The 19,728-nt window shown below is 72.3% G+C and carries 20 protein-coding genes and 1 tRNA gene; 13 read left to right on the top strand and 8 right to left on the bottom strand.

What is annotated here, in order from left to right; translation table 11 throughout:
* Nucleotides 1-125: 125 nt before the first annotated feature.
* A complete protein-coding gene (locus GXW76_RS13695; protein ID WP_211862643.1) occupies nt 126-1,076 on the bottom strand; it encodes a complex I NDUFA9 subunit family protein in 951 nt (316 codons plus the stop codon).
* 133 nt (nt 1,077-1,209) lie between these two features.
* On the opposite strand from GXW76_RS13695, the gene GXW76_RS13700 reads away from it, so the two are divergent.
* The 9 genes from GXW76_RS13700 (at nt 1,210) to GXW76_RS13740 (ending at nt 10,222) form a co-directional block, all read left to right on the top strand.
* Nucleotides 1,210-1,296, top strand: a tRNA-Leu gene (locus tag GXW76_RS13700).
* 29 nt (nt 1,297-1,325) lie between these two features.
* Nucleotides 1,326-1,982: a ribonuclease D gene (locus tag GXW76_RS13705; protein ID WP_211862644.1), complete on the top strand. Its 657-nt coding sequence runs from the start codon at nt 1,326-1,328 to the stop codon at nt 1,980-1,982.
* A 463-nt stretch (nt 1,983-2,445) separates the two neighbouring features.
* Nucleotides 2,446-3,429, top strand: a complete 984-nt coding sequence (locus GXW76_RS13710; RefSeq protein ID WP_211862645.1) for a KpsF/GutQ family sugar-phosphate isomerase — start codon at nt 2,446-2,448, stop codon at nt 3,427-3,429.
* Nucleotides 3,426-4,130 (top strand): LPS export ABC transporter periplasmic protein LptC, encoded by a 705-nt coding sequence (lptC, locus tag GXW76_RS13715; RefSeq protein WP_246514273.1) that lies wholly within the window; start codon nt 3,426-3,428, stop codon nt 4,128-4,130. The genes GXW76_RS13710 and lptC overlap by 4 nt, the downstream gene beginning before the upstream one ends.
* Nucleotides 4,127-5,071 carry an LptA/OstA family protein gene (locus tag GXW76_RS13720; protein ID WP_211862646.1) on the top strand — a complete coding sequence of 315 codons (945 nt, stop codon included), beginning with the start codon at nt 4,127-4,129 and terminating at the stop codon, nt 5,069-5,071. The genes lptC and GXW76_RS13720 overlap by 4 nt, the downstream gene beginning before the upstream one ends.
* The gene (gene lptB / locus GXW76_RS13725) at nt 5,068-5,826 is read left to right on the top strand and encodes an LPS export ABC transporter ATP-binding protein (protein WP_211862647.1); all 759 of its coding nucleotides are present in this window, start codon (nt 5,068-5,070) and stop codon (nt 5,824-5,826) included. Before GXW76_RS13720 ends, lptB begins: the two co-directional genes overlap by 4 nt.
* A gap of 87 nt (nt 5,827-5,913) precedes the next feature.
* Nucleotides 5,914-7,389, top strand: coding sequence for an RNA polymerase factor sigma-54 (rpoN, locus tag GXW76_RS13730; RefSeq protein ID WP_211862648.1), 1,476 nt, complete (start codon nt 5,914-5,916; stop codon nt 7,387-7,389).
* A gap of 99 nt (nt 7,390-7,488) precedes the next feature.
* Complete coding sequence (gene hpf / locus GXW76_RS13735; protein ID WP_211862649.1) at nt 7,489-8,082, top strand: ribosome hibernation-promoting factor, HPF/YfiA family; 594 nt, start codon at nt 7,489-7,491, stop codon at nt 8,080-8,082.
* Nucleotides 8,083-8,281: 199 nt separating this feature from the next.
* Complete coding sequence (locus tag GXW76_RS13740) at nt 8,282-10,222, top strand: hypothetical protein (protein WP_211862650.1); 1,941 nt, start codon at nt 8,282-8,284, stop codon at nt 10,220-10,222.
* Between the two features lie 182 nt (nt 10,223-10,404).
* Here the strand turns inward: GXW76_RS13740 and GXW76_RS13745 are convergent, their stop codons facing one another.
* The 4 genes from GXW76_RS13745 to GXW76_RS13760 all read right to left on the bottom strand — a co-directional run bounded on the left by GXW76_RS13745 (nt 10,405) and on the right by GXW76_RS13760 (nt 13,049).
* Complete coding sequence (locus GXW76_RS13745; protein ID WP_211862651.1) at nt 10,405-11,715, bottom strand: hypothetical protein; 1,311 nt, start codon at nt 11,713-11,715, stop codon at nt 10,405-10,407.
* A complete protein-coding gene (locus tag GXW76_RS13750; RefSeq protein WP_211862652.1) occupies nt 11,712-12,122 on the bottom strand; it encodes a hypothetical protein in 411 nt (136 codons plus the stop codon). The genes GXW76_RS13745 and GXW76_RS13750 overlap by 4 nt, the downstream gene beginning before the upstream one ends.
* A 95-nt stretch (nt 12,123-12,217) precedes the next feature.
* Nucleotides 12,218-12,496, bottom strand: a complete 279-nt coding sequence (locus GXW76_RS13755) for a DUF1150 domain-containing protein (protein ID WP_246514275.1) — start codon at nt 12,494-12,496, stop codon at nt 12,218-12,220.
* A gap of 79 nt (nt 12,497-12,575) precedes the next feature.
* The gene (locus tag GXW76_RS13760) at nt 12,576-13,049 is read right to left on the bottom strand and encodes an Hsp20 family protein (protein WP_211862653.1); all 474 of its coding nucleotides are present in this window, start codon (nt 13,047-13,049) and stop codon (nt 12,576-12,578) included.
* A gap of 113 nt (nt 13,050-13,162) precedes the next feature.
* Between GXW76_RS13760 and def the strand changes: the two genes are divergently transcribed.
* The 3 genes from def to truA all read left to right on the top strand — a co-directional run bounded on the left by def (nt 13,163) and on the right by truA (nt 15,702).
* Nucleotides 13,163-13,690 carry a peptide deformylase gene (gene def / locus GXW76_RS13765; protein WP_211862654.1) on the top strand — a complete coding sequence of 176 codons (528 nt, stop codon included), beginning with the start codon at nt 13,163-13,165 and terminating at the stop codon, nt 13,688-13,690.
* A 345-nt stretch (nt 13,691-14,035) separates the two neighbouring features.
* The gene (fmt, locus tag GXW76_RS13770; RefSeq protein ID WP_211862655.1) at nt 14,036-14,941 is read left to right on the top strand and encodes a methionyl-tRNA formyltransferase; all 906 of its coding nucleotides are present in this window, start codon (nt 14,036-14,038) and stop codon (nt 14,939-14,941) included.
* Nucleotides 14,941-15,702 carry a tRNA pseudouridine(38-40) synthase TruA gene (truA, locus tag GXW76_RS13775; RefSeq protein ID WP_211862656.1) on the top strand — a complete coding sequence of 254 codons (762 nt, stop codon included), beginning with the start codon at nt 14,941-14,943 and terminating at the stop codon, nt 15,700-15,702. Before fmt ends, truA begins: the two co-directional genes overlap by 1 nt.
* Here truA and GXW76_RS13780 read toward each other — a convergent pair whose 3' ends face one another.
* From GXW76_RS13780 to dapD, 3 genes are read right to left on the bottom strand one after another with little or no spacing between them, the layout of a single operon-like run.
* Nucleotides 15,703-16,254, bottom strand: a complete 552-nt coding sequence (locus tag GXW76_RS13780) for a hypothetical protein (protein ID WP_211862657.1) — start codon at nt 16,252-16,254, stop codon at nt 15,703-15,705.
* Nucleotides 16,255-16,283: 29 nt separating this feature from the next.
* Nucleotides 16,284-17,426 (bottom strand): succinyl-diaminopimelate desuccinylase, encoded by a 1,143-nt coding sequence (gene dapE / locus GXW76_RS13785; protein ID WP_211862658.1) that lies wholly within the window; start codon nt 17,424-17,426, stop codon nt 16,284-16,286.
* A 40-nt stretch (nt 17,427-17,466) separates the two neighbouring features.
* Complete coding sequence (dapD, locus tag GXW76_RS13790; RefSeq protein WP_211862659.1) at nt 17,467-18,303, bottom strand: 2,3,4,5-tetrahydropyridine-2,6-dicarboxylate N-succinyltransferase; 837 nt, start codon at nt 18,301-18,303, stop codon at nt 17,467-17,469.
* 235 nt (nt 18,304-18,538) lie between these two features.
* Here dapD and GXW76_RS13795 point away from each other — a divergent pair.
* Nucleotides 18,539-19,728: sensor domain-containing diguanylate cyclase (locus GXW76_RS13795; protein WP_211862660.1), on the top strand; the 1,190-nt coding region annotated here is incomplete at its 3' end.

Here is a 19,728-nt window from a genome sequence, read left to right on the forward strand (position 1 = left end):
AATTCGCCGCGCGAGTCCTTTTTGCACCGTTAGGTCAGTTTTATTGACCCAATTGGCGCCACGAAGGCGGAATGGATGAATGCGATGTCATCCCTCCCGTCAATTACAGGTCCGATTCGGACCATTCATGCCGCCAGCGCCTGCGAGCGCCTCCCGCCGGGCCGGTAGCGGGCCAGGTAGGCCGGCGCGATCGCCTCCGCCGCCTTGGGCTCGATGCCGAGCGCCGCGAAGCCCGCCGCACCTTCCGCCACCAGGTTGTCCCGGCCGAGCAGGATCAACTGGTCGCGCGTCAGCGGCGGGTTCGGCAGCATCTCCCCCATGCGGGCCTGCAGGCGCGCCAGCCCGTCCGGAATCGGCACCAGCAGGCGGCGGCGGTGCGTGTGCTCGAGCACGAATTCCAGCACGTCCCGCATCGTCATCACGCGCGGGCCACCGAGTTCGTAGGTCCTGCCCTGCGCGTCGTCGCGCGTGACCGCGGCCATCACCGCATCCGCAACGTCGCCGACATAGACGGGCTGGAACCTCGTCTTCCCGCGCACCAGCGGCATCACCGGCAGCAGCGGGGCCAGCGCGGCGAAGCGGTTGAAGAACTGGTCGTCCGGCCCGAAGACGACCGAGGGGCGCAGGATGGTCGCCTGCGGGAAGGCGGACTTCACCGCCGCCTCGCCCTCCCCCTTGGTGCGGGCATAGAGGCTCTCGCTGCCCGCATCGGCGCCGATGGCGGAGATATGCACCAGCCGCCGCACGCCCGCCGCGGCGGCAAGGCGGGCGACGCGCCCGGCGCCCTCGGCGTGGATTCGCACGAAGTCGCCGCGCTTCCTCTCGAACAGGATGCCGACCAGGTTCACCACCACCTCGGCGCCCGCCACGGCGCGCGCGACCGAGGCCTCGTCCGCCACCGACGCGCTGACCGGCACCACCTGGGCGACATCGCCGAGCGTGCGCAGCCGGCCGGACTTTTCCGTGTCCCGTCCAGCGACGCGGACGATGAAGCCCTGCTTCGCCAGGCGCTGGACCACGTGGCGGCCGATGAAGCCTGCGCCGCCGAAAACCGTCGCGACCCGACGACCGCCCATATCGTGCACTCCGTTCGTGAAACCCATGGCGGACGATATGGGCGACCCCGATGCGCCTCAAGCACCACACCCGCTTGACGACCTGCGCGGCGCCGCGTAAACGCCCGGCCTCGCCGCAAGGCGCCGGCCCCCTGCCCAGGTGGCGGAATTGGTAGACGCGCAGGTTTCAGGTACCTGTGGCCGCAAGGCTGTGAAGGTTCGAGTCCTTTCCTGGGCACCATCTGACTGAGACGAGGCACGGCGCATCCCGTGGGTACCACCCTCTTCACACCCGCCGGCGTGACCATCCGGCTGCATCGCAACGACCTGCCGGACGGGCTCGACCTCGGCCGCGTCGTCGCCATCGACACCGAGACGATGGGGCTGAACCCGCACCGGGACAGGCTCTGCCTCGCGCAGCTTTCCTCCGGCGACGGCTCGGCGCATCTCGTGCAGTTCGTGCCCGAATCGCTCGGCGGGCAAGGCTATGCGGCGCCGAACCTGAAGAAGCTGCTGGCCGACCCGGCGGTGACCAAGGTGTTCCACTTCGCGCGCTTCGACGTGGCGGTGCTGTTCCACTATCTCGGCGTCACCACGGCGCCGGTCGTCTGCACCAAGGTCGCGGCCAAGCTGGTGCGCACCTTCACCGACCGGCACGGGCTCAAGGACCTGTGCAAGGAACTGCTCGGCGTCGATCTGTCCAAGCAGCAGCAGACCTCGGACTGGGGTGCGCCGGATCTCACGCCGGACCAGCTCGCCTATGCCGCCTCGGACGTGCTGCACCTGCATGCGCTCTGGGCGAAGCTCGAGGGGCTGCTGCGGCGGGAGGGGCGGCTCGACCTCGCCGAGGCCTGCTTCCGCTTCCTGCCGGCCCGCGGGAAGCTGGACCTGCTGGGCTACGAAGACCCGGACATCCTGGCGCATTAGTTTTTTTGCCCTCAAGCGCCGGGCGCCGCGCATCCGCGCGGCTTGGCTTCGCGCGGGCAGGGTCCACCGGCGACCAAGGTCGGTCGCGCGCGGTCGCGCTTCGCGCTCCCGGCCCGAGGCAGGGCCTCGGGCCGCATGGGTATCGTCCCTCAGACGCCGGGCGCCGCGCATCCGCGCGGCTTGGCTTCGCGCGGGTAGGGTCCACCGGCGACCACGGTCGGTCGCGCGCGGTCGCGCTTCGCGCTCCCGGCCCGAGGCAGGGCCTCGGGCCGCGGGGGAGCCGGTCAGGATGACCTCCGCCCGGCGATCCGTGAGGCCGCCGGTTCCCCCGTCTTCCGCCGCCGCCGCCGCACCCGCGGCGCGCCGCCCCACCATCCGGCTTGCGCCTTGACTTGGCACGCTTCTTGGAAGGCTGGTCGTTGCTTTTATTGACCCTCCGACCGCGGCGCACCATACAAGCGTCGTGAACGCCCCTTCCTCCCATCCCGACCTCGACGCCGCGCGCCGCGTCCTCGCCCTCGAATCGGAAGCGCTGACCGCGCTGGCCGCCAGCCTCGACGACGGCTTCGCCAAGGCCGTCTCCCTGCTCGCGAGCGCCACCGGCCGCGTCGTGGTCAGCGGCATGGGGAAGTCCGGCCATGTGGCACGCAAGATCGCGGCGACCATGGCCTCGACCGGCACACCGGCGCTCTATGTCCACCCGGCCGAGGCGTCCCATGGCGACCTTGGCATGATCATCGCCGGTGACGCGGTGCTGGCGCTGTCCAATTCGGGCGAGACACCGGAACTCGCCGACCTTGTCGGCCATGCCAAGCGCTTTGGCCTGCCGCTGGTGGGCATCACCGGCCGCGCCGGCAGCGCCCTCGCCCGCGCCGCGGATGTCGCCCTTGTGCTGCCCGAGGCGCCCGAGGCCTGCCCGATGGGCCTGGCGCCAACCACCTCGACCACGATGCAACTCGCCCTGGGCGACGCGATCGCGGTCGCGCTGCTGACGCGGCGCGGCTTCACCGCGGCGGATTTCCGCGTCTTCCACCCGGGCGGCAAGCTCGGCGCGCGGCTTTCCCGCGTGCGGGACCTGATGCACGGGGGGGCGGAACTGCCCCTCGCCCCGCCCGAGACACCCATGGACGCCGCCATCGTCGCCATGACGGCGCGGCGCTTCGGGTGCCTCGGCGTGCAGGGGGCGGACGGGAAGCTGCTCGGCATCATCACCGACGGCGACCTGCGGCGCGCGCTGGAAACCGGCGGCAGCCAGGCGCTGCTCGCGCGCACCGCCGCCGACGTCATGACCCGCGCCCCGCGCAGCGTGACGCCCGAAACCCTCGCGGCCGAGGCGCTGCACCAGATGAACGCGCGCTCCATCACCGCGCTCTTCGTGGTGGATGCCGAGGGGCGGCCGGTCGGCATCCTGCACATCCACGACCTCCTGCGGGCCGGTGTCGCATGAGCGGCAGCGAGGATCCCCGCCCTGGCCCGCCCGTCGCCCTGCGCGCGACCGGCGGGGCCACGCCGCCCCGGCGGATGCTGCCGCCCTCCCGCCGGCGCTGGGCGCCCTCGGCCGGGCAGATCGCCCGCCGCCGCATTCTCGTCCGCCTCGCCAAGTGGCTGCTGCCCGTGGTCGGCGTCGGCCTGCTGGTCGGCATTGCCGTCTGGCCCGAGCTCGACCGGATGGAGGATCGCGCCCGCGTCTCCTTCCGCCGCGTCATCCAGGCACAGCCGGACGCGATGCGGGTGGTCGATCCGCGCTACCAGGGCCTCGACGAGCAGAACCGCCCCTTCACCGTGACCGCCGGCGTCGCGGCACAGACCGATTCGCAGGACATCGTGGACCTCGAACGCCCGCGCGCCGACATCCTGCTCACCGACGGCTCCTGGGTGCTGCTGGAAAGCCGCGAGGGGCGTTTCGACAAGGCGCAGAACCGGCTCGACCTGAGCGGCGAGGTCACGCTCTGGCAGGATGGCGGCAACATGCTGGTCACCGAGGCGGCGGAGATCCAGTTGCACGAGGGCTCGGCCTCGGGCGACCGGCCGGTCGCCGCGCAGGGCCCCTTCGGCACGCTGGTCAGCGAAGGCTTCCGCCTGATCGAGCGCGGCCAGGTCGTGGTCTTCACCGGAAACGCCCGCGCGGTGCTGGAGGGTGGGCAGTGAGGCGCAGCCTTCTCGCGCTCGGCGCGCTGCTGCTTGGTGGTCCGGTCCTGGCGCAGAACCTCGATCTCAGCCAGGGCGGCCCGGTCGAGGTCACTGCCGTGGACGGCATCGAGTGGCGCCAGCAGGAACAGGTGGTGATCGCCCGCGGCCAGGCGCGCGCCACGCGCGGCGGCGTGACGGTCGAGGCCGACCGGCTGCTCGCCCGCTACCGCCCGCGCGGTGGGCAGGCCCCGGCCGCCGCCCGCGCGCCCGCGGAAGGTCCGGGCGGCGGCGGCGAGATCTGGCGCCTGGAAGCCGAGGGCAATGTCGTCGTCACCTCGGCGACCGATCGCGCCGAGGGCGACCGCGCCGTCTATGACATGGACCAGGCGGTGATGGTGATGACCGGCGGCGCGCTGCGCCTGACCACGCCGGACAACACGCTCACCGCGCGCGACAGCGTCGAATACTGGTCGCAGCGCCGCACGGCGGTGGCGCGCGGCAACGCGGTGGTGGTGACGAATGACGGCCGCCGCGTGCGCGCCGACACGCTCGTCGCGCATTTTGCGGAATCCGCCGCGCCCGGCGCCACGCGGCCGCAGCCGGCGGCGACGGCGCCGCGCCAGCCCGGCGCGCAGCCGGGCGGGCCGCAGCAGCCTTCTTCCATCGAGCGCGTCGAGGCCTTCGGCAATGTCGAGATCCGCACGGCGGAGGAAGTCGTGCGCGGCGACCGCGGCGTCTACGGCCCGAATTCGGGCCTCGCACGCTTGCTTGGGCAGGTGCGCATCACTCGGGGCGACAATACGCTCTCCGGCCAGGAGGCCATCGTGAACATGCAGACCGGCGTCGCGCGCCTCGTCTCCGCGCCCGGCGCGCGTGTCCAGGGGCTGGTGGTCCCGCAGGGCGGCCAGGGCCTGCCCGGCCCGGGCGGCGGCACGCCGCAGCCGGAGGCGCCGCGATGAGCGAGGCGCTGCGCGTGGTGGACGGCGCCGCGGGAACCGGACTGGTCGCGAAGGGCCTCGGCAAGCGCTACAAGAAGCGGCCCGTGGTGCGGAACGTCTCGATCTCGGTGAAGCGGGGCGAGGCGGTCGGGCTGCTCGGCCCGAACGGCGCCGGCAAGACCACGACCTTCTACATGATCACCGGCCTCGTGCAGCCCGACGAGGGCCAGGTGCTGATGGACGGGCACGATGTCACGACGCTGCCGATGTACCGGCGCGCGCGGCTCGGGCTCGGCTATCTGCCGCAGGAGGCGTCGATCTTCCGCGGCCTGAATGTCGAGGACAACATCCGCGCCGCGCTGGAAGCCGTCGAACCCGTGCGTGACCGGCGCGAACAGATGCTCGACGCGCTGCTGGCGGAATTCGGCATATCCCACCTGCGGCGCGCGCCCGCGCTGGCACTTTCGGGCGGTGAGCGGCGGCGCTGCGAGATCGCTCGCGCGCTCGCGACGCATCCGGCCTACATCCTGCTCGACGAACCGCTGGCCGGCATCGACCCGATCGCCGTGGGCGAGATCCGCGACCTGGTGAAGCACCTCAAGGATCGCGGCATCGGCGTGCTCATCACCGACCACAATGTGCGCGAGACGCTCGAGATCATTGACCGCGCCTACATCCTCCACGACGGGCAAGTGCTGATGGAAGGCAGCCCGCGCGACATAGTCGCGCATGAGGGCGTGCGCCGTGTCTACCTCGGCGAAAGGTTCAGCCTCTAACTTGCGCGCCGTGCATCAGGCCTCCACACCGACCCTGGATGCCCGGCGCGAAACCACGGCGCGGCGACCGATGCGGGGCGCCGGCTGATGTCCCTCGCCCCGCGGCTCGACCTCCGTCATTCACAGCAGCTGGTAATGACGCCGCAACTGCGGCAGGCGATCAAGCTGCTGCAATCCTCCAACCAGGATGTCACCGCCTTCGTCGAGGAGGAACTCGAGCGCAACCCGATGCTCGAGCGCGACGAGCGCGTGGAGCCCGGCCCCGATGCCGGCCGCAGCACCGACCCGCTGCTTGCGGCGCCCGAGTCACCCGACGCCGCGCAGGCCGCTTCGTCCGACGCGCTGCCTGCCGAGAATGCCGCGCCGCTCGATGTCGAGTGGGACAATGTCTACGACGCCGGCACGCCGCACACGGGCAGCGGCGGGCGGTCGGATTTCGAGGACGATCTCTCCGGCGTCGAGGCCATGGCCGCGCCGGCGCCGAACCTGCGCGAGCATCTCGGCGAGCAGGTGCGGCTGACCTTCGCGACGCCGCGGGACCGCGTGATCGCGGCGAACCTGCTCGCGCTGGTCGATCCGGCGGGGCGGCTCGCGGTGCCGGATGCGGTCATCGCCGCCGCGCTGGGCTGCGCGGAGGAAGCCGTCACCGCCGTGCGCCGCCGCATGCAGCGCTTCGATCCGGTCGGCATGTTCTGCGCCGACCTGCGCGAATGCCTGATGGTGCAGTTGCAGGAACGCAATCGCTACGACCCGGCGATGGCGGCACTGCTCGACAACCTGGAACTGCTGGCGAAGCGCGACCTGCGGACATTGCAGCGCCTGTGCGGCGTGGATGCGGAGGACATGGCGGAGATGGTGGCCGAGCTGCGGCGGCTCGACCCCAAGCCCGGTGCCTCCTTCGACGCGCCGGCGGCGCCGACGCTGGTGCCGGACGTGCTGATGCGGCGCGGCCCGGCCGATGGCTGGATCGTGGAGCTGAACCCCGAGACCATGCCGCGCGTCCTGCTGAACCGTGGCTTCCATGCGCGCGCCGTGGTCGGCGCGAAGTCGAAGGACGAGAAGGCCTGGGTGGCGGAGAAATTCCAGACCGCTTCGTGGCTCGTGAAGTCGCTCGAGCAGCGGGCCAACACCATCCTCAAGGTCTCGGCCGAAATCGTGCGCCGGCAGGATGGCTTCTTCCGCCACGGCATTTCCGGCCTGCGCCCGCTGATCCTGCGCAACGTGGCCGAGGAGGTGGGGATGCACGAGAGCACCGTCTCCCGCGTCACCTCCAACAAGGCGATCGCGACGCCGCGCGGCACCTTCGAGCTGAAGTACTTCTTCACCACCGCCATCGCCGGCGCGGCCGGCGGGGAGGCGGTGAGCGCCGAGGCCGTGCGGCACCGCATCAAGGCGATGGTGGGTGCCGAGGACGCCGAGGACATCCTCTCGGATGACGCGATCGTCGCCCGGCTGCGTGCGGAAGGCGTGGACATCGCCCGCCGGACCGTGGCCAAATACCGGGATGCGCTGCGGATACCGTCATCGGTGCAGCGCAAACGGGAGAAGGCCGTCCCGGCCTGATCCGACCTTGCCTGGGCGGCCCGCCCTGGAGATGCGGGCCGGCGATCGGTCGCCACGGGGCGGCCCCTCCCCTTCACTAGGGAAGGAGGGCACAGCCCCATGCATGTCACTGTCGCAGGCAAGCAGGTCGAAACCGGCGAGGCGCTGAAGGTCCACGTCCGCGACGGCCTCGATATGATCACGCGGAAGTACTTCGACCATGCGCTGGAAGCGAACGTGACCTTCCATCGCAGTCGCGCGCATTTCGCCTGCGATATCAACCTCAAGGCCGGCCGGGGCCTGACGATGCGGGCGGAAGGCGAAGGCGTCGACGCCCATCGCGCCTTCGACGAGGCGGCCGAGCACTTGGCCAAGCGCCTGCGGCGCTACCGGCGCCGCATGAACGAACACGCCCGCTCCGCCGCGCCCGATCGCGGGGCGCCCGCCGAGGCGGCCCCCCAGGGCCGCGAGCGCGTGCTGCGCGCGATCGAGGAGGAGGAGGAGGCGCCCGCGCCCAACGGCGCCGACCACGGCGCCATCATCGCCGAGCACCCCGCCGACATCACCTTCCTCACGGTGGGCGAGGCGGTGATGCGCATGGATCTCGCCCACGTGCCGGTGCTGATGTTCCGCAACAAGGCGACGCGCGCGCTGAACGTGGTCTACCGGCGCACGGACGGGAACGTGGGATGGATTGATCCCGAATTCGGCTAAGTATCGGTTAGCAATCCGGCGTAATGCTGATCGCGGGGGGCATCCCGCCGCTGGGTGCCCCCTTTTCCTCGAAGGCGATCGTAGTCTGCATATGCTGTCCGACCAGCAGGTTCATCCTACCCCTGATCTCGACTCGACTCCGTCGCTGCTCGTGCGGCTCCGGAACCTCCGCTTCCAGCCAGACTGGCGGCGTGACGGCATGCATCCGCTCCACGACGCCCTGGCCGGCGAATTCGCCGCAGCCGCGCAGGACTGGCCCGCGGAATGTCGCGCCGAGGCCGAATGGCTGCTGGCGACCATGCGGATCGACGTTCTCGCCGCCCTCGCGGGGGCGTGCCGTCTCGCCGGGCTGTCGCAGGCGCGCCGCGCCGAGGCCATCACCGCCATCCTCGCCATCACCACCCGCTGGCGCGTGATCGAGGCCAGGTATCCGGGCGCCGAGAAGGACGCCGTCCGCGACGAGGCGAAGCGGATCCTGCGCGGCCTGGCGGAAGCGCTGCCGCAGATTCCGGCGCCGCGCATCGGCATCGCCCGCATCCTTTCGGTGGAAGGCAACCCCGACGCCGCCCTCGAGGCACTGGAAGGCGCCGGGCCGGGCGGCCGGAACCTCGCCTCCGAATACCTGCTGATCCTGACCAGGGCGCTGGCCGACAGGCACGGGGCCCGCATGCTGCACCGGGCCCTGAACGTGCCGGAATGGATCGTCGCGGCGGCGAAGGAGGATTGGCGCATCTTCCTGCTGCACCGCGCGGTCACGCTCGGCACGATCGCGGCGCAGCAGCGCCTGCGCGACGGATACCTCGAGGCGGATCCCGCCTACGGGGCGGCGCTGGCGCTGGTCACGACCGCCGACCGCGACGTCGAGGCGCGGTGCCGGGACCTGATCGCCGAGGTCCGGGCGCTCCCGCCCCGGGAGGAGGCGACCGCGCTCTGGCGGACCATCCGGGAGCCCCTGCTGCTGTATTCCATGCTCGAGGATGCGGAGCGGGCGCGGATCCTGCTGCTCGACGAGACGATGCGCCTGGCGGAGGCCACAGCCGGCACGGAGGGTTTCGACTTCCAGACGATCTCCTGCGCGCACACGCTGCTGCCCTGTTGCGAGCGGCTGTGGACGGATGCCGCCTTCCGGCGGGAGCGGGCCGCGGCGCTCGCCGGCCTACTGCGGCGGATCGACCACCCGCGGCGGGACCTGTTCCTCGGATACTTCGCCTTCATGATGGAGGACTACGCGGCGGCGAAGGACGCCTTCGCCGTGGCGACGAAGACCTCCCCCCATGCCATCGGGGCCTCCACCTACATCGACTTCCGCAGCGTGCCGGCCATCCTGCACGCGGCGGGGGAGGATGCGACGCCGGCGCCCGCCTTCACGGTGCTGTCGCCGCGCCCCGCGGTGCGCAACGGCCCGCTGGTCGCGATCAGCGCCAATGACCGCTACCTGCGCCGGCACGCGGTCCATTATGCGCAGCAACTCAGGCGACGGAGCCGGGAGGGGAACCTCCACGTCCACCTGATCGGTGACCCGGAAGCGGAGCAGGAGACGCTGCAAAGCCTCGCGCGCATCCTTCCCGGATATCGCGTGACCCTCACCAGCGAGCCGGTCACGGTCAACGAGCCCTACTACTTCGCGACCGCCCGCATGCTGCGGATGGCGCAGCTGTGCCGCATCGCGCCCGCGCGGCCCCTGCTCGTCACGGACATCGACAGCACGCTGCGGGAACCGGCTGCCGACTTCGTCGCGCGGAAGCTCGGAACCGCCGATGTCGGGCTGGCACTCCGGTCACAGGTCACGGTCGGCCACCACTGGCGCGTTGCCGGCCTGGCGAACGTCTATCCGCGGGCCGTACCGTGGCAGACCGTCGCCGCCTGGGCGATCGCGATCGCGCCGACCGCGGGCGGGCGGCGCTTCGCGGAGATCCTGTCGCGGGTGGCGGCGGAAGGCCTGCGGCGCGCCGCCGCGGATGCATCGGGGCCGCGCTGGATGATCGACCAGAACATCCTCTTCGCGGCCTACGCGCATGCGGTCACGTTCCGTCCCGGGATCCGCTTCGCCGATGTCGGCTCGCCGCTGGACCTGCCGCCGTCGGAACTGCCGGAAGATGTGCCGCCGCCTCGGGGCCGCCACTGGATAGCGGCGGACTGACCCGCATCACGGCGCATGCCCGCGAGCCTTGCTGATGTCGTCATCGGCCAGGCCCGGCCGCATGGCGCGCGGGGCCGGCGGGGCGGCCGGGTTCGCATGGGCGTCGCGATGCGAGGCCCATCGGCGCCCCCGCGCGCGAAACCAAGGACCCTGAAACCGAGCCAGTCGAAAGGTTGCCGGCATCATGCCGGAGCCGCCCCGCCGGGCTTGCCGATCGACGCAAGGACACGACGCCGAAGGGATCGCATCGCGACCCGCCAGAACGGCGGCATGCTCTCATCGTCCAGCATGGCTCCCAGCACCTGGGCGGCGCTCGCGCGACCGGCGGCATCCTCCAGCACGGACGGATCGGCGAGCAGGACGGCCAGGGCCGGCAGTCCATGGCCGCCCATGGCGAAACGCCGGCCGAGTTCGATCCGCACCGGCCCCGGCAATTCGGCCGCGGCCGCCTGGGCCGCCGCCTCGGCCACCGCCGCGGGCTCTCCGAGCGCCAGCGCGGCGTGCGTCGTCGCGGTGGCGAGGCGCGGCGTGTTCGCCGTGGCGGGCATGCGCGCCGCGACGTGCAGCACGGCCTGCCAGTCGCCACGCTCCGCGGCCGACAGCAGCCGGCGGGAAAGCTGTTCCAGGGCCGAGGCGCGCCACCCGATCGCCAGGGCCCGGTCGCGTTCCCGTTCGGCCTCCATCCGCTGGCGATCCAGCAGCGCCGACGGCGTGCCGAGGGCGGCCGCACCGGCCCAGAGCGTCCCGGCCAGCGTCGTGCGCCCGCGCACGGTGGCGGCGGCCGCCATCGCCGTATGCCAGGCGCGCGATGTCCGCCGCCGGGCGCGCAGCACATCGCGGATGCCCTGTGCATCCCGCGCGAGCAGCAGTTCCAGCACGCGGCCCAGGACCGCGGTGGAAGTCAGCGCACCGATCACGCCGTGGCGCATGTGGGGCAGCCAGATGCGGGACACGCGATCCCGGGCGCCGAGCAGATCGACGTGCCGACGGTCCGGCGCGAAATGCGGATCGGCCACGACGACAGGGAATTCGCAGAGATCCCCGGGGCGAACGCGCATCCCCTGGTGCAGGCCGGGGTCGAAATGCGCCCGGTATCGCAGGTCGCGCGGCACGTCCCTCGGGTCGATCGAAACCTGCGGCGCGACCGCGAGAGCCGCGTCGAGCCCAAGCAGCCGGCCATGTTTCAGGGCGGCATAACCGCCCATGCTGTAGCCGTAGCCGACGGCCGGGCCGCGCAGGGTCGCGCGCACCCGCGGCGCCGCACGGGCGACGACTTGTTCCGGAAACCAGTTCGAGGCCTTGGCAACGAAGCCGATCGCCTCGAGGCCGAGCGCCCCGATGGGCGGGCCGGCCCAGATGCGCATGCCGTCCGGACGCAGCATGAACCCGCCGAAGGTGACGACCGTGAAAGCCGACCTGCCGGGCCGGTGGACCACGAGGATTTGCTCGTCCTCGAAGACGACACGCGGCGGTGCCGGCGGCGCGCCGGTCATGCCGGCGCCCGGGTGCCGCCGCCCCGCCGCCGCGGGTTCAACCGCCACAGGAGATGCCACGCCATCGCGGCGACGGGTCGCGGGATGTGGTGGCTGCGCAGGCAGGCTTGCAGGACGGGCACGGCATCCGGATGTGCATGCGTCGCCGGATCGGCCAGCAGCACCGCGAGGGCCTCCGCCCCGCGCCCCCCTTCCGCCAGCCCGCGCGCGCAGGCGAGGCGAGTGGCAGGGTCGAGTTCCGCCTGCGCCAGGATGGCGGCGGCGCGGGCCGCGGCGGCGGGGGTGTGGATCTCAAGGGCCGTGGCAGTGAGCGAACCGGCGTCGCGCGGGTCCCGGAACACCTCCCCGGGCGCCGGCGCGCGCGCCAGCAATGCGCGCCACCGGTCCGCCAGCGCCCCGGCATCCATGCCGCCGAGGCTTCCCGGCGCGCCCGATGCATCAGCCTCGCCCGACAGCCGGCACCCTCCCGCATGTCCTGGGAGAGAACAGACCAGATTCGGCGTCAGTGCACCAGCGCCGCACCCATCCCGTGCTGCCGGATCGCCGCCGTCGCCAGGTCGAGGCTCGGCGCGGCGCCGATCGGCGTGCCGTCCGCAGCGTGGATCGACACGGCCTTCCGGCCGTTCACCACCACAGGCCGCGCATAGGCGATGCGCGCCGCGCCGTAGCGCGCCCAGGCGAGGGGCGAGAGGGACCGCAGAGCCTCGGCGGACAGCACATCCTCGTCGCGCTGCTCCTCCTCGCGCTCGTCTTCGTCGCGGTCGATGTCGTTGTCGGTCATTGCGTTGTCTCCTTCCGGCACGTCCCGAAGGCCCGTGCGGATATTCCGTCCCGGATGGGCCCGGATGCGATGAAGGGGTTCAGCCCCTGTCGGGGCTGCCCTCCACGATCGTCGTAGCGCCATTGCCGCCGGCGCCGATGCGGATGGTCTTCACCCGGCTCTCGGGCTGGGGGCGCTTCAGTTCGATGTGCAGCAGGCCGTTGTCGAGCCAGGCGCCTTCCACATCCATTCCCTCGGCCATCACGAAGGCGCGCTGGAACTGGCGCGCGGCGATGCCGCGATGGAGGAAGACGCGCCCCTCAGTGTCGTCGCCCTGCCGGCCGCGGATGACGAGCTGGTTGTCCTCCTGCGTGATCTGCAGGTCGTCCATCGCGAAGCCGGCGACGGCGAGCGTGATCCGCAGGCGGTTCTCGCCAAGCTGCTCGATGTTGTAGGGCGGGTAGCCGTCGGCGTTCTTGCCGACCCGGTCGAGCATCTGCTCGAGGTGGTCGAAGCCGAGGAACAGGGGCGAGCCGAAAAGCGACTGGCGAGACACGGCAACAAGCCTCCTCATCCGAGAGCGAAGCGGTCGGCGGGACCCGAAGCATCCCGCCTGCACGTGATTTTGGCGGTCGGCCGGGCGGTTGCAAGGGGGGTGGGCGAGGGCTACATGCGCGCATTCCCGCCATGACAGACACCTCCACCCTGCCGATCCTGCTCGTTCCCGACCCGCGGCTGCGCGCCAGGGCGAAGCCGATCGGACCCGGCGACGCCGAGCGCGTGCGCGACCTGGCGCCGCGCATGCTGGCCGCGATGTACGCCGCGCCGGGCATCGGCCTGGCCGCGCCGCAGGTCGGCGAATTGCTGCGCCTGGTCGTGATCGACCTGCAGAAGGACGAGCAGCAGGACCCGGTCGTGCTGGTGAACCCGGAGATCGTGGCCGCCAGCAAGGAACTGGCGACGCGGGAGGAAGGCTGCCTGTCCCTGCCCGGCCAATACGCCGAGGTGACGCGGCCGGCGGTGGTGAAGGTCCGCTACCAGGACCTGACCGGCGCGAAGCGCGAGATCGAAGGCGAGGGGCTGATGGCCGCCTGCCTGCAGCACGAGATCGACCACCTCGATGGGGTGCTGTTCGTGGACTACCTGAGCACGCTGAAGCGGAACATGCTGCTGAGGAAGCTCGTGAAGGAGCTGAAGGCGAAGCAGCGGGATTGAGGGGCTGACGGGGAAGGCCTCACGCTCCCCGAACCCCTCGTTCTTCTCAGGGAGTGCCCTGCCCTCCCCGAACCCCTCGTTCTTCTCAGGGAGGGCTCTGCCCTCCCCGAACCTCACGTTCTTCTCAGGGAGGGCTCTGCCCTCCCCGAACCCCTCGTTTCTCTCAGGGAGGGCTCTGCCCTCCCCGAACCCCTCCGGCCAAAGGCCGAAAGGCCTTTGGAAACCTATTTTTCGGGAACGACCGAGCCGATGTGGTGCGCCCCAGGTGATGGTTTCCAAAGGCCTTTCGGCCTTTGGCGGGGAGAGGTCCGGAGAGGGGCGGCGCCCCTCTCCGGGAACTGACGCATGCGCCTCGCCTTCATGGGCAGCCCGGACTTCGCCGTCCCCGCCCTGCGCGCCCTGCACGCCGCCGGCCACGAGATCGCCGCCGTCTATGCCCAGCCGCCCCGCCCCGCCGGCCGCGGCCAGCGCGAAACGCCCTGCCCCGTCCACCGCGCCGCGCTGGACCTCGGCCTGCCGGTCCGCACGCCCGCCCGGCTGAGGCGCGACGCCGCGGAGCATGAGGCCGTCGCCGCACTGAACCTCGATGCCGCGATCGTCGCCGCCTACGGCCTGATCCTGCCGAAGCCGATGCTGGATGCGCCGAGGCGCGGGTGCCTGAACATCCATGCCTCCCTGCTGCCGCGCTGGCGCGGCGCGGCGCCGATCCATGCCGCGATCCTGGCGGGCGACGCCGAGAGCGGCGTGACCATCATGCGCATGGAGGAAGGCCTCGACACCGGCCCCATGCTGCTGAAGGAAGCGACGCCGATCGGGCCTGAGACGACCGTGCAGGCGCTGCACGACGCGCTGGCGGAGATCGGCGCGCGGCTGGTCCTGCGCGCGCTGGACGAGGACCCGCGCGCCGTGCCGCAGCCGGAGGAAGGCGTCACCTACGCACCCAAGCTCACGAAGGAGGATGGCCGCCTCGACTGGTCGCAGCACGCCGCCGCGCTGGAACGCCGCGTGCGCGCGCTGAACCCCTGGCCCGGCACCTTCTTCACCCATGGCGGGGAGCAGATCCGCGTGCTCTCCGCAAGCGTCGAGCCCGGTTCCGGCGCGCCCGGCACGCTGCTGGACGGCGCGGCGCTGGTCGCCTGCGGCAGCGGCGCGCTGCGCCTGACGCGGCTGCAGCGGCCAGGGCGCGCGGCGATGGACGCCGACGCCTTCCTGCGCGGCTTCGCGCTGCCGGCAGGCAGCGTGATCGGCTGATGCCCTCCTACGCGCTCCTGCTCGAATACGATGGCGCGCCCTTCGTCGGCTGGCAGCGCCAGGCGGAGGGGCTGTCCGTGCAGCAGGTGCTGGAGGAAGCGGCGGCGCACCTGAACGGCGGGGAAGTCCCTACCCTCACCGCGGCTGGCCGCACCGACGCCGGCGTGCATGCGGAAGGCCAGGTGGCGCAGGTGACGCTGTCCGCCGACCTGCCGCCCGAACGGGTGAAGGAAGCACTGAACTTCCATACCCGCCCCCACCCCGTCGCCGTGCTCGGCGCCGCGCCGGTGCCGGAGGGCTGGTCCGCGCGCTTCTCGGCCACCGGGCGGGCGTATCGGTATCGGATCCTGAACCGCCGCGCGCGGCCGGCGCTCGACCTCGGGCGCGTGTGGCACGTGCAGCGGCGGCTCGATGCGGCAGCGATGCACGAGGCGGCGCAGATGCTGCTCGGCAAGCATGATTTCTCGGCCTTCCGCGCCGCCGCCTGCCAGGCGAAGTCGGCGCTGCGCACGCTGGACCGGCTCGATGTCTCCCGCTTCGGGGACGAGGTGGTGGTCGTCGCCGAGGCGCGGTCCTTCCTGCACCACCAGGTGCGCAACATGGTCGGCACGCTGGCCGAGGTCGGCGCGGGCAAGCGCCCGGCCTCCTGGCCGCGCAGCATCCTGGATGGGCGCGACCGCACCCGCGCGGGCATGACCGCGCCGGCCGAGGGCCTCGTCTTCACCGGGGTGCGCTACGCGGAACCGATCGACTGGCGCTGATCAGCCCGCGCCGAGCCGCACCGCCAGGCCCGACAGGAACAGCGCGATGCCGAAGTCCAGCGCCACGAACCCCGCCGCGCGCAGCCCGCTGATGCCGAGCGTCGCGCGCGCCGCGAACCATTGCAGCCACACCGCATAGCCAAGGCCGAGCAGCCCGAGCGTGTCCGCCACCGTCGCCGGCAGGCCGAACAGCACCGGCACGGTGAGCAGCGTGATGACCACGTACTGGACCAGGTTCACCCAGTTCCATGCGGCGATGAAGCGCGGCCACAGCGCCTTGCGCCCCATCGCCTCGACGATCGGGATGGAGGCCAGCGCGAAGGCGGGCCAGGAGCAGGCATAGGCGAGCAGGTCCGCGGCCAGCGCGCGCAGCGCGTCCGTCTCGGGCGGCGTCTCCGGCCCGGCCAGGCCACGCATGAGCAGGAACAGCGGCAGGCAGAACAGGGCGGCGAGGAAGGACGCGCGGGCGTCCTCCATGGTCGGCGCGAAGGCCGCCGCACCCGCCGCCCTGCCGCGGGCCAGGAGCAGCGCGCCCGCAATGCCGCGCGCCACCGGGCCGGCCGGCAGGGGGGAGGTGCCGCTCAGCCGAGAAGTTCCTCGAGCACCACGCGGTAGGTGGCTGCGAGGCGGCGCAACTCCTCGACCGGCGCATATTCGTTCACCTGGTGCAGCGCCGCGCCGACGGCGCCGAATTCCGCCACCGGGCAATAGCGGGCAATGAAGCGCGCATCCGAGGTGCCGCCGCCGGTGTCGAGCGCCGGCTCCACGCCCGTGCTGCGCAGGACGGCGCGGGAAAGCGCATCCACGAAGGGACCGGGCCTGGTGAGGAAGCTCTCGCCCGAGCAATCCGCCTGCAGGTCGTAGCGGCAGCCGGCGGCCTTGAGCGCGGCGTGCAGGCGCTCGGTCAGGGAGGCGCTGCTGTGCAGGTCGTTGAAGCGGATGTTCAGCATGGCCCGCGCGGTGGCGGGGATGACGTTCGACGCGGTGTTGCCGACATCGAAGCCGGTCACCTGGAGCGTGGTCGGCGGGAAGAACTCGCTGCCATGGTCGAGCGGTGCCGCCAGCAGCGGCCCGAGGGCGGCGACCAGCCGGTGCACGGGGTTGTCCGCCAGCGCGGGATAGGCGCTGTGCCCCTGCTTGCCGTGGACGGTGATGTGCCCCGTCAGGCTGCCGCGGCGGCCGATCTTGATGGTGTCGCCGAGCGCCTTGCGGCTGGTCGGTTCGCCCACCAGCGCCATGTCCGGGATCTGGCCGTTGGCCTGCATCCATTCCAGCACGCGCGCCGTGCCGTCCACCGAGCGCGCTTCCTCGTCCCCCGTGATGAGCAGCGAGATCGAGCCCGCATGGCTGGGCTTCGCGGCGAGGTAGTCGGTCAGGCCCGCGATGAAGGCGGCGATGCCGCCCTTCATGTCGCAGGCCCCGCGGCCATAGAGCATGCCGTCCCGCACCACGCCCGAGAACGGATCATCCGACCACGCCGCCACGTCGCCGGGCGGCACCACGTCGGTGTGCCCGGCGTAGCAGAAATGCGGCCCGCCGCTGCCGCGCCGGGCAAACAGGTTGTCCACCCGGTAGTCGTCCGGCCCATAGGCGAGCCGCGTGCAGGCGAAGCCGAGCGGTTCGAGCGCGCGCTGCACCACGTTGAGCGCGCCGTCATCGGCCGGGGTCACCGACCGGCAGCGGATCATGGCCTGGGCGAGAGGGACGGGGTCCGTCGCGGTCATGTCGGGCGCCTCCGTTCCTCGCGCCGGGATCGGCTGCGCGTCAGTCGCGCAGCAATTCGTTGATCGCCGTCTTGGCGCGCGTCTGTGCGTCCACGCGCTTGACAATGACGGCGCAGTAGAGCGAGGGGCCCGGCGAACCGTCCGGCAACGGCTTGCCCGGCAGCGAGCCCGGCACGACGACCGAGTAGGACGGCACGCGGCCGATGAAGACCTCGCCCGTCGCGCGGTCGATGATCTTGGTCGAGGCACCGATGAAGACACCCATCGACAGCACCGCGCCGCGCTCGACGATGACGCCCTCGGCCACTTCCGAGCGGGCGCCGATGAAGCAGTCGTCCTCGATCACCACCGGGTTGGCCTGCAACGGTTCGAGCACGCCGCCGATGCCGACGCCGCCCGAGATGTGCACGTTCTTGCCGATCTGCGCGCAGGAACCGACGGTCGCCCAGGTATCGACCATCGTGCCTTCATCGACATAGGCGCCGACATTCACGAAGGAGGGCATCAGCACGACGTTCTTCGCGATGTAGGCCGAGCGGCGCACCACGGCGCCCGGCACGGCGCGGAAGCCGGCCTCGCGGAAGCGGTTCTCGCCCCAGTCGGCGAACTTCAGCGGCACCTTGTCATAGGCCCCGGCGGCGGTGTCCATCGGCGCGGAATCGACGAGGCGGAAGGAGAGCAGCACCGCCTGCTTCAGCCACTGGTTGACATGCCAGCCGCCCTTGCCGTCCGGCTGCGCGACGCGCGCCTTGCCGGAATCGAGCGCCTCCAGCGCCTCCTCCACCGCCGCGCGGTCGGAACCGCCGGTCGCGGAGTTCACGCGGTCGCGCACCTGCCACAGCGATTCGATGCGGGCCTGAAGGGCGGTGGTGTCCATGGGCGCGACGGTCTCCGGCAATCTTGAACGGCCCGGTTCCTTGAGGCCCCGGCGCCGGGCTGTCAACGCGCCTGATGCCGGCCGGCCCTGCCGCTGGCCGGTATCAGAGTCGCGGCTTCGCGCGCGACCGCCCCACCAGCCCCGTGCACCCTGCCGTTCGCCTTGCCGATGACGGGACCATCGGCAAGGCCCGGCGGCGTGACGCTAACGCCGGATTCACCGGACCGGCGGTTCCATGCCGGGCATGAACTCGGCGCTCCACCCAGACGACTGGTCGGTGACGGTGCCGCCTGCGGCTGCGGCCTCGGCGGCGCTGCACGGCGCGTTGCTGGAATCGCGCCAGCGCTGGCAGGACCTCGCCGGCCTCGGCGCCGACCTGGTGTTCGAGACTGACAATGCCGGGCGCTTCACCTTCCTCTGGCCGGAAACGGTGCTCGGCCACCGCGCCGCGGGGCTGCTGGGGCGGCGGGCGGATTCACTGCTGCTCGGCGCGGGCCCGAGCCCCTTCGACCTGCGCCAGGCGGTGCGCAACCACCGCGCCTGGGTGGCGGATGCGGCAGGGCGGCCGCGCTGCCTCTCGCTCTCCCTGGTGCCGCTGGGCGACGTGCGCGGCGGCTTCATCGGGCTGCGCGGCGCCGCGCATGACGTGACCCAGCAGGAGGCCGCCGCCGCCGCCGCCGCCGCGGGGCTGCGCCGCGCCGCCATGCTCGATGCGCTGGCCGAGACGGTGCGCCTGACGGGCACCGCGCGCGAAGCGGTGGACAGCGGCCTCGCCGGGCTGCGGGAGACGCTCGGCTGCGCCGGCACGGCGATGATCGTGCCCGCCGAGGCTGGCCCGGAGGTCGCCGCCGCCACGGCCGACCTGCCGCCCGGCCTGCTGGCCGCCGGCGGCCCGGCCCTGGCCACCGGCCAGGACTGGCTCGGCCCGCTCGCGGACGGCAGCCCGGCCGCGCTGCTGCACCACCATGGCAGGCTACCCGCCTGCTCCCTGCTCGCCGCGTGGCGGGAACCCGGCAACCGCGCCTGGGACACGGAGGACCTCGCCGTGCTGCGCTCCATGGCCGCCATGCTGGGCGCCACGCTCGGCTTCGGCCGCATGCAGCAGGAGCTGGAGCGCCAGGCGAACACCGATCCCTTGACCGGCCTCGCCAACCGCCGCGCCTTCCTCGATGCGCTGGAGGCGCGGCTGGCCTCCCGGCCGGCAGAAGGCGGGGCCCTGGTCTTCCTCGACCTCGACAACCTCAAGCCGCTGAACGACCGCCACGGGCACGAGGCCGGCGACGCCGCGCTGCGCGCCACCGCCCGGCTGTTGCGGGACGGCGCCGGCCCGGACGACATCGCCGGCCGCTTCGGCGGGGACGAGTTCACCCTCTGGATCGCCGGCGCCGATGCCGCGGCGGCGAGCGCGAGGGCCGCGGCCCTGCT

Origin of the sequence: Neoroseomonas soli, assembly GCF_018129065.1 — a bacterium.
Lineage (GTDB): Bacteria > Pseudomonadota > Alphaproteobacteria > Acetobacterales > Acetobacteraceae > Neoroseomonas > Neoroseomonas soli.

What these genes read in the sequence shown, in the direction of transcription:
- lptB (WP_211862647.1), top strand. Translation starts at nt 5,068, where the DNA reads ATGAGCGAGGCGCTGCGCGTGGTGGACGGCGCCGCGGGAACCGGACTG.
- def (WP_211862654.1), top strand. Translation starts at nt 13,163, where the DNA reads ATGACAGACACCTCCACCCTGCCGATCCTGCTCGTTCCCGACCCGCGG.
- GXW76_RS13695 (WP_211862643.1), bottom strand. Translation starts at nt 1,076, where the DNA reads ATGGGCGGTCGTCGGGTCGCGACGGTTTTCGGCGGCGCAGGCTTCATC.
- dapE (WP_211862658.1), bottom strand. Translation starts at nt 17,426, where the DNA reads ATGACCGCGACGGACCCCGTCCCTCTCGCCCAGGCCATGATCCGCTGC.
- lptC (WP_246514273.1), top strand. Translation starts at nt 3,426, where the DNA reads ATGAGCGGCAGCGAGGATCCCCGCCCTGGCCCGCCCGTCGCCCTGCGC.
- GXW76_RS13755 (WP_246514275.1), bottom strand. Translation starts at nt 12,496, where the DNA reads ATGACCGACAACGACATCGACCGCGACGAAGACGAGCGCGAGGAGGAG.
- GXW76_RS13750 (WP_211862652.1), bottom strand. Translation starts at nt 12,122, where the DNA reads ATGGATGCCGGGGCGCTGGCGGACCGGTGGCGCGCATTGCTGGCGCGC.
- hpf (WP_211862649.1), top strand. Translation starts at nt 7,489, where the DNA reads ATGCATGTCACTGTCGCAGGCAAGCAGGTCGAAACCGGCGAGGCGCTG.
- GXW76_RS13760 (WP_211862653.1), bottom strand. Translation starts at nt 13,049, where the DNA reads ATGAGGAGGCTTGTTGCCGTGTCTCGCCAGTCGCTTTTCGGCTCGCCC.
- dapD (WP_211862659.1), bottom strand. Translation starts at nt 18,303, where the DNA reads ATGGACACCACCGCCCTTCAGGCCCGCATCGAATCGCTGTGGCAGGTG.
- truA (WP_211862656.1), top strand. Translation starts at nt 14,941, where the DNA reads ATGCCCTCCTACGCGCTCCTGCTCGAATACGATGGCGCGCCCTTCGTC.
- GXW76_RS13745 (WP_211862651.1), bottom strand. Translation starts at nt 11,715, where the DNA reads ATGACCGGCGCGCCGCCGGCACCGCCGCGTGTCGTCTTCGAGGACGAG.
- rpoN (WP_211862648.1), top strand. Translation starts at nt 5,914, where the DNA reads ATGTCCCTCGCCCCGCGGCTCGACCTCCGTCATTCACAGCAGCTGGTA.
- GXW76_RS13740 (WP_211862650.1), top strand. Translation starts at nt 8,282, where the DNA reads ATGCATCCGCTCCACGACGCCCTGGCCGGCGAATTCGCCGCAGCCGCG.
- fmt (WP_211862655.1), top strand. Translation starts at nt 14,036, where the DNA reads ATGCGCCTCGCCTTCATGGGCAGCCCGGACTTCGCCGTCCCCGCCCTG.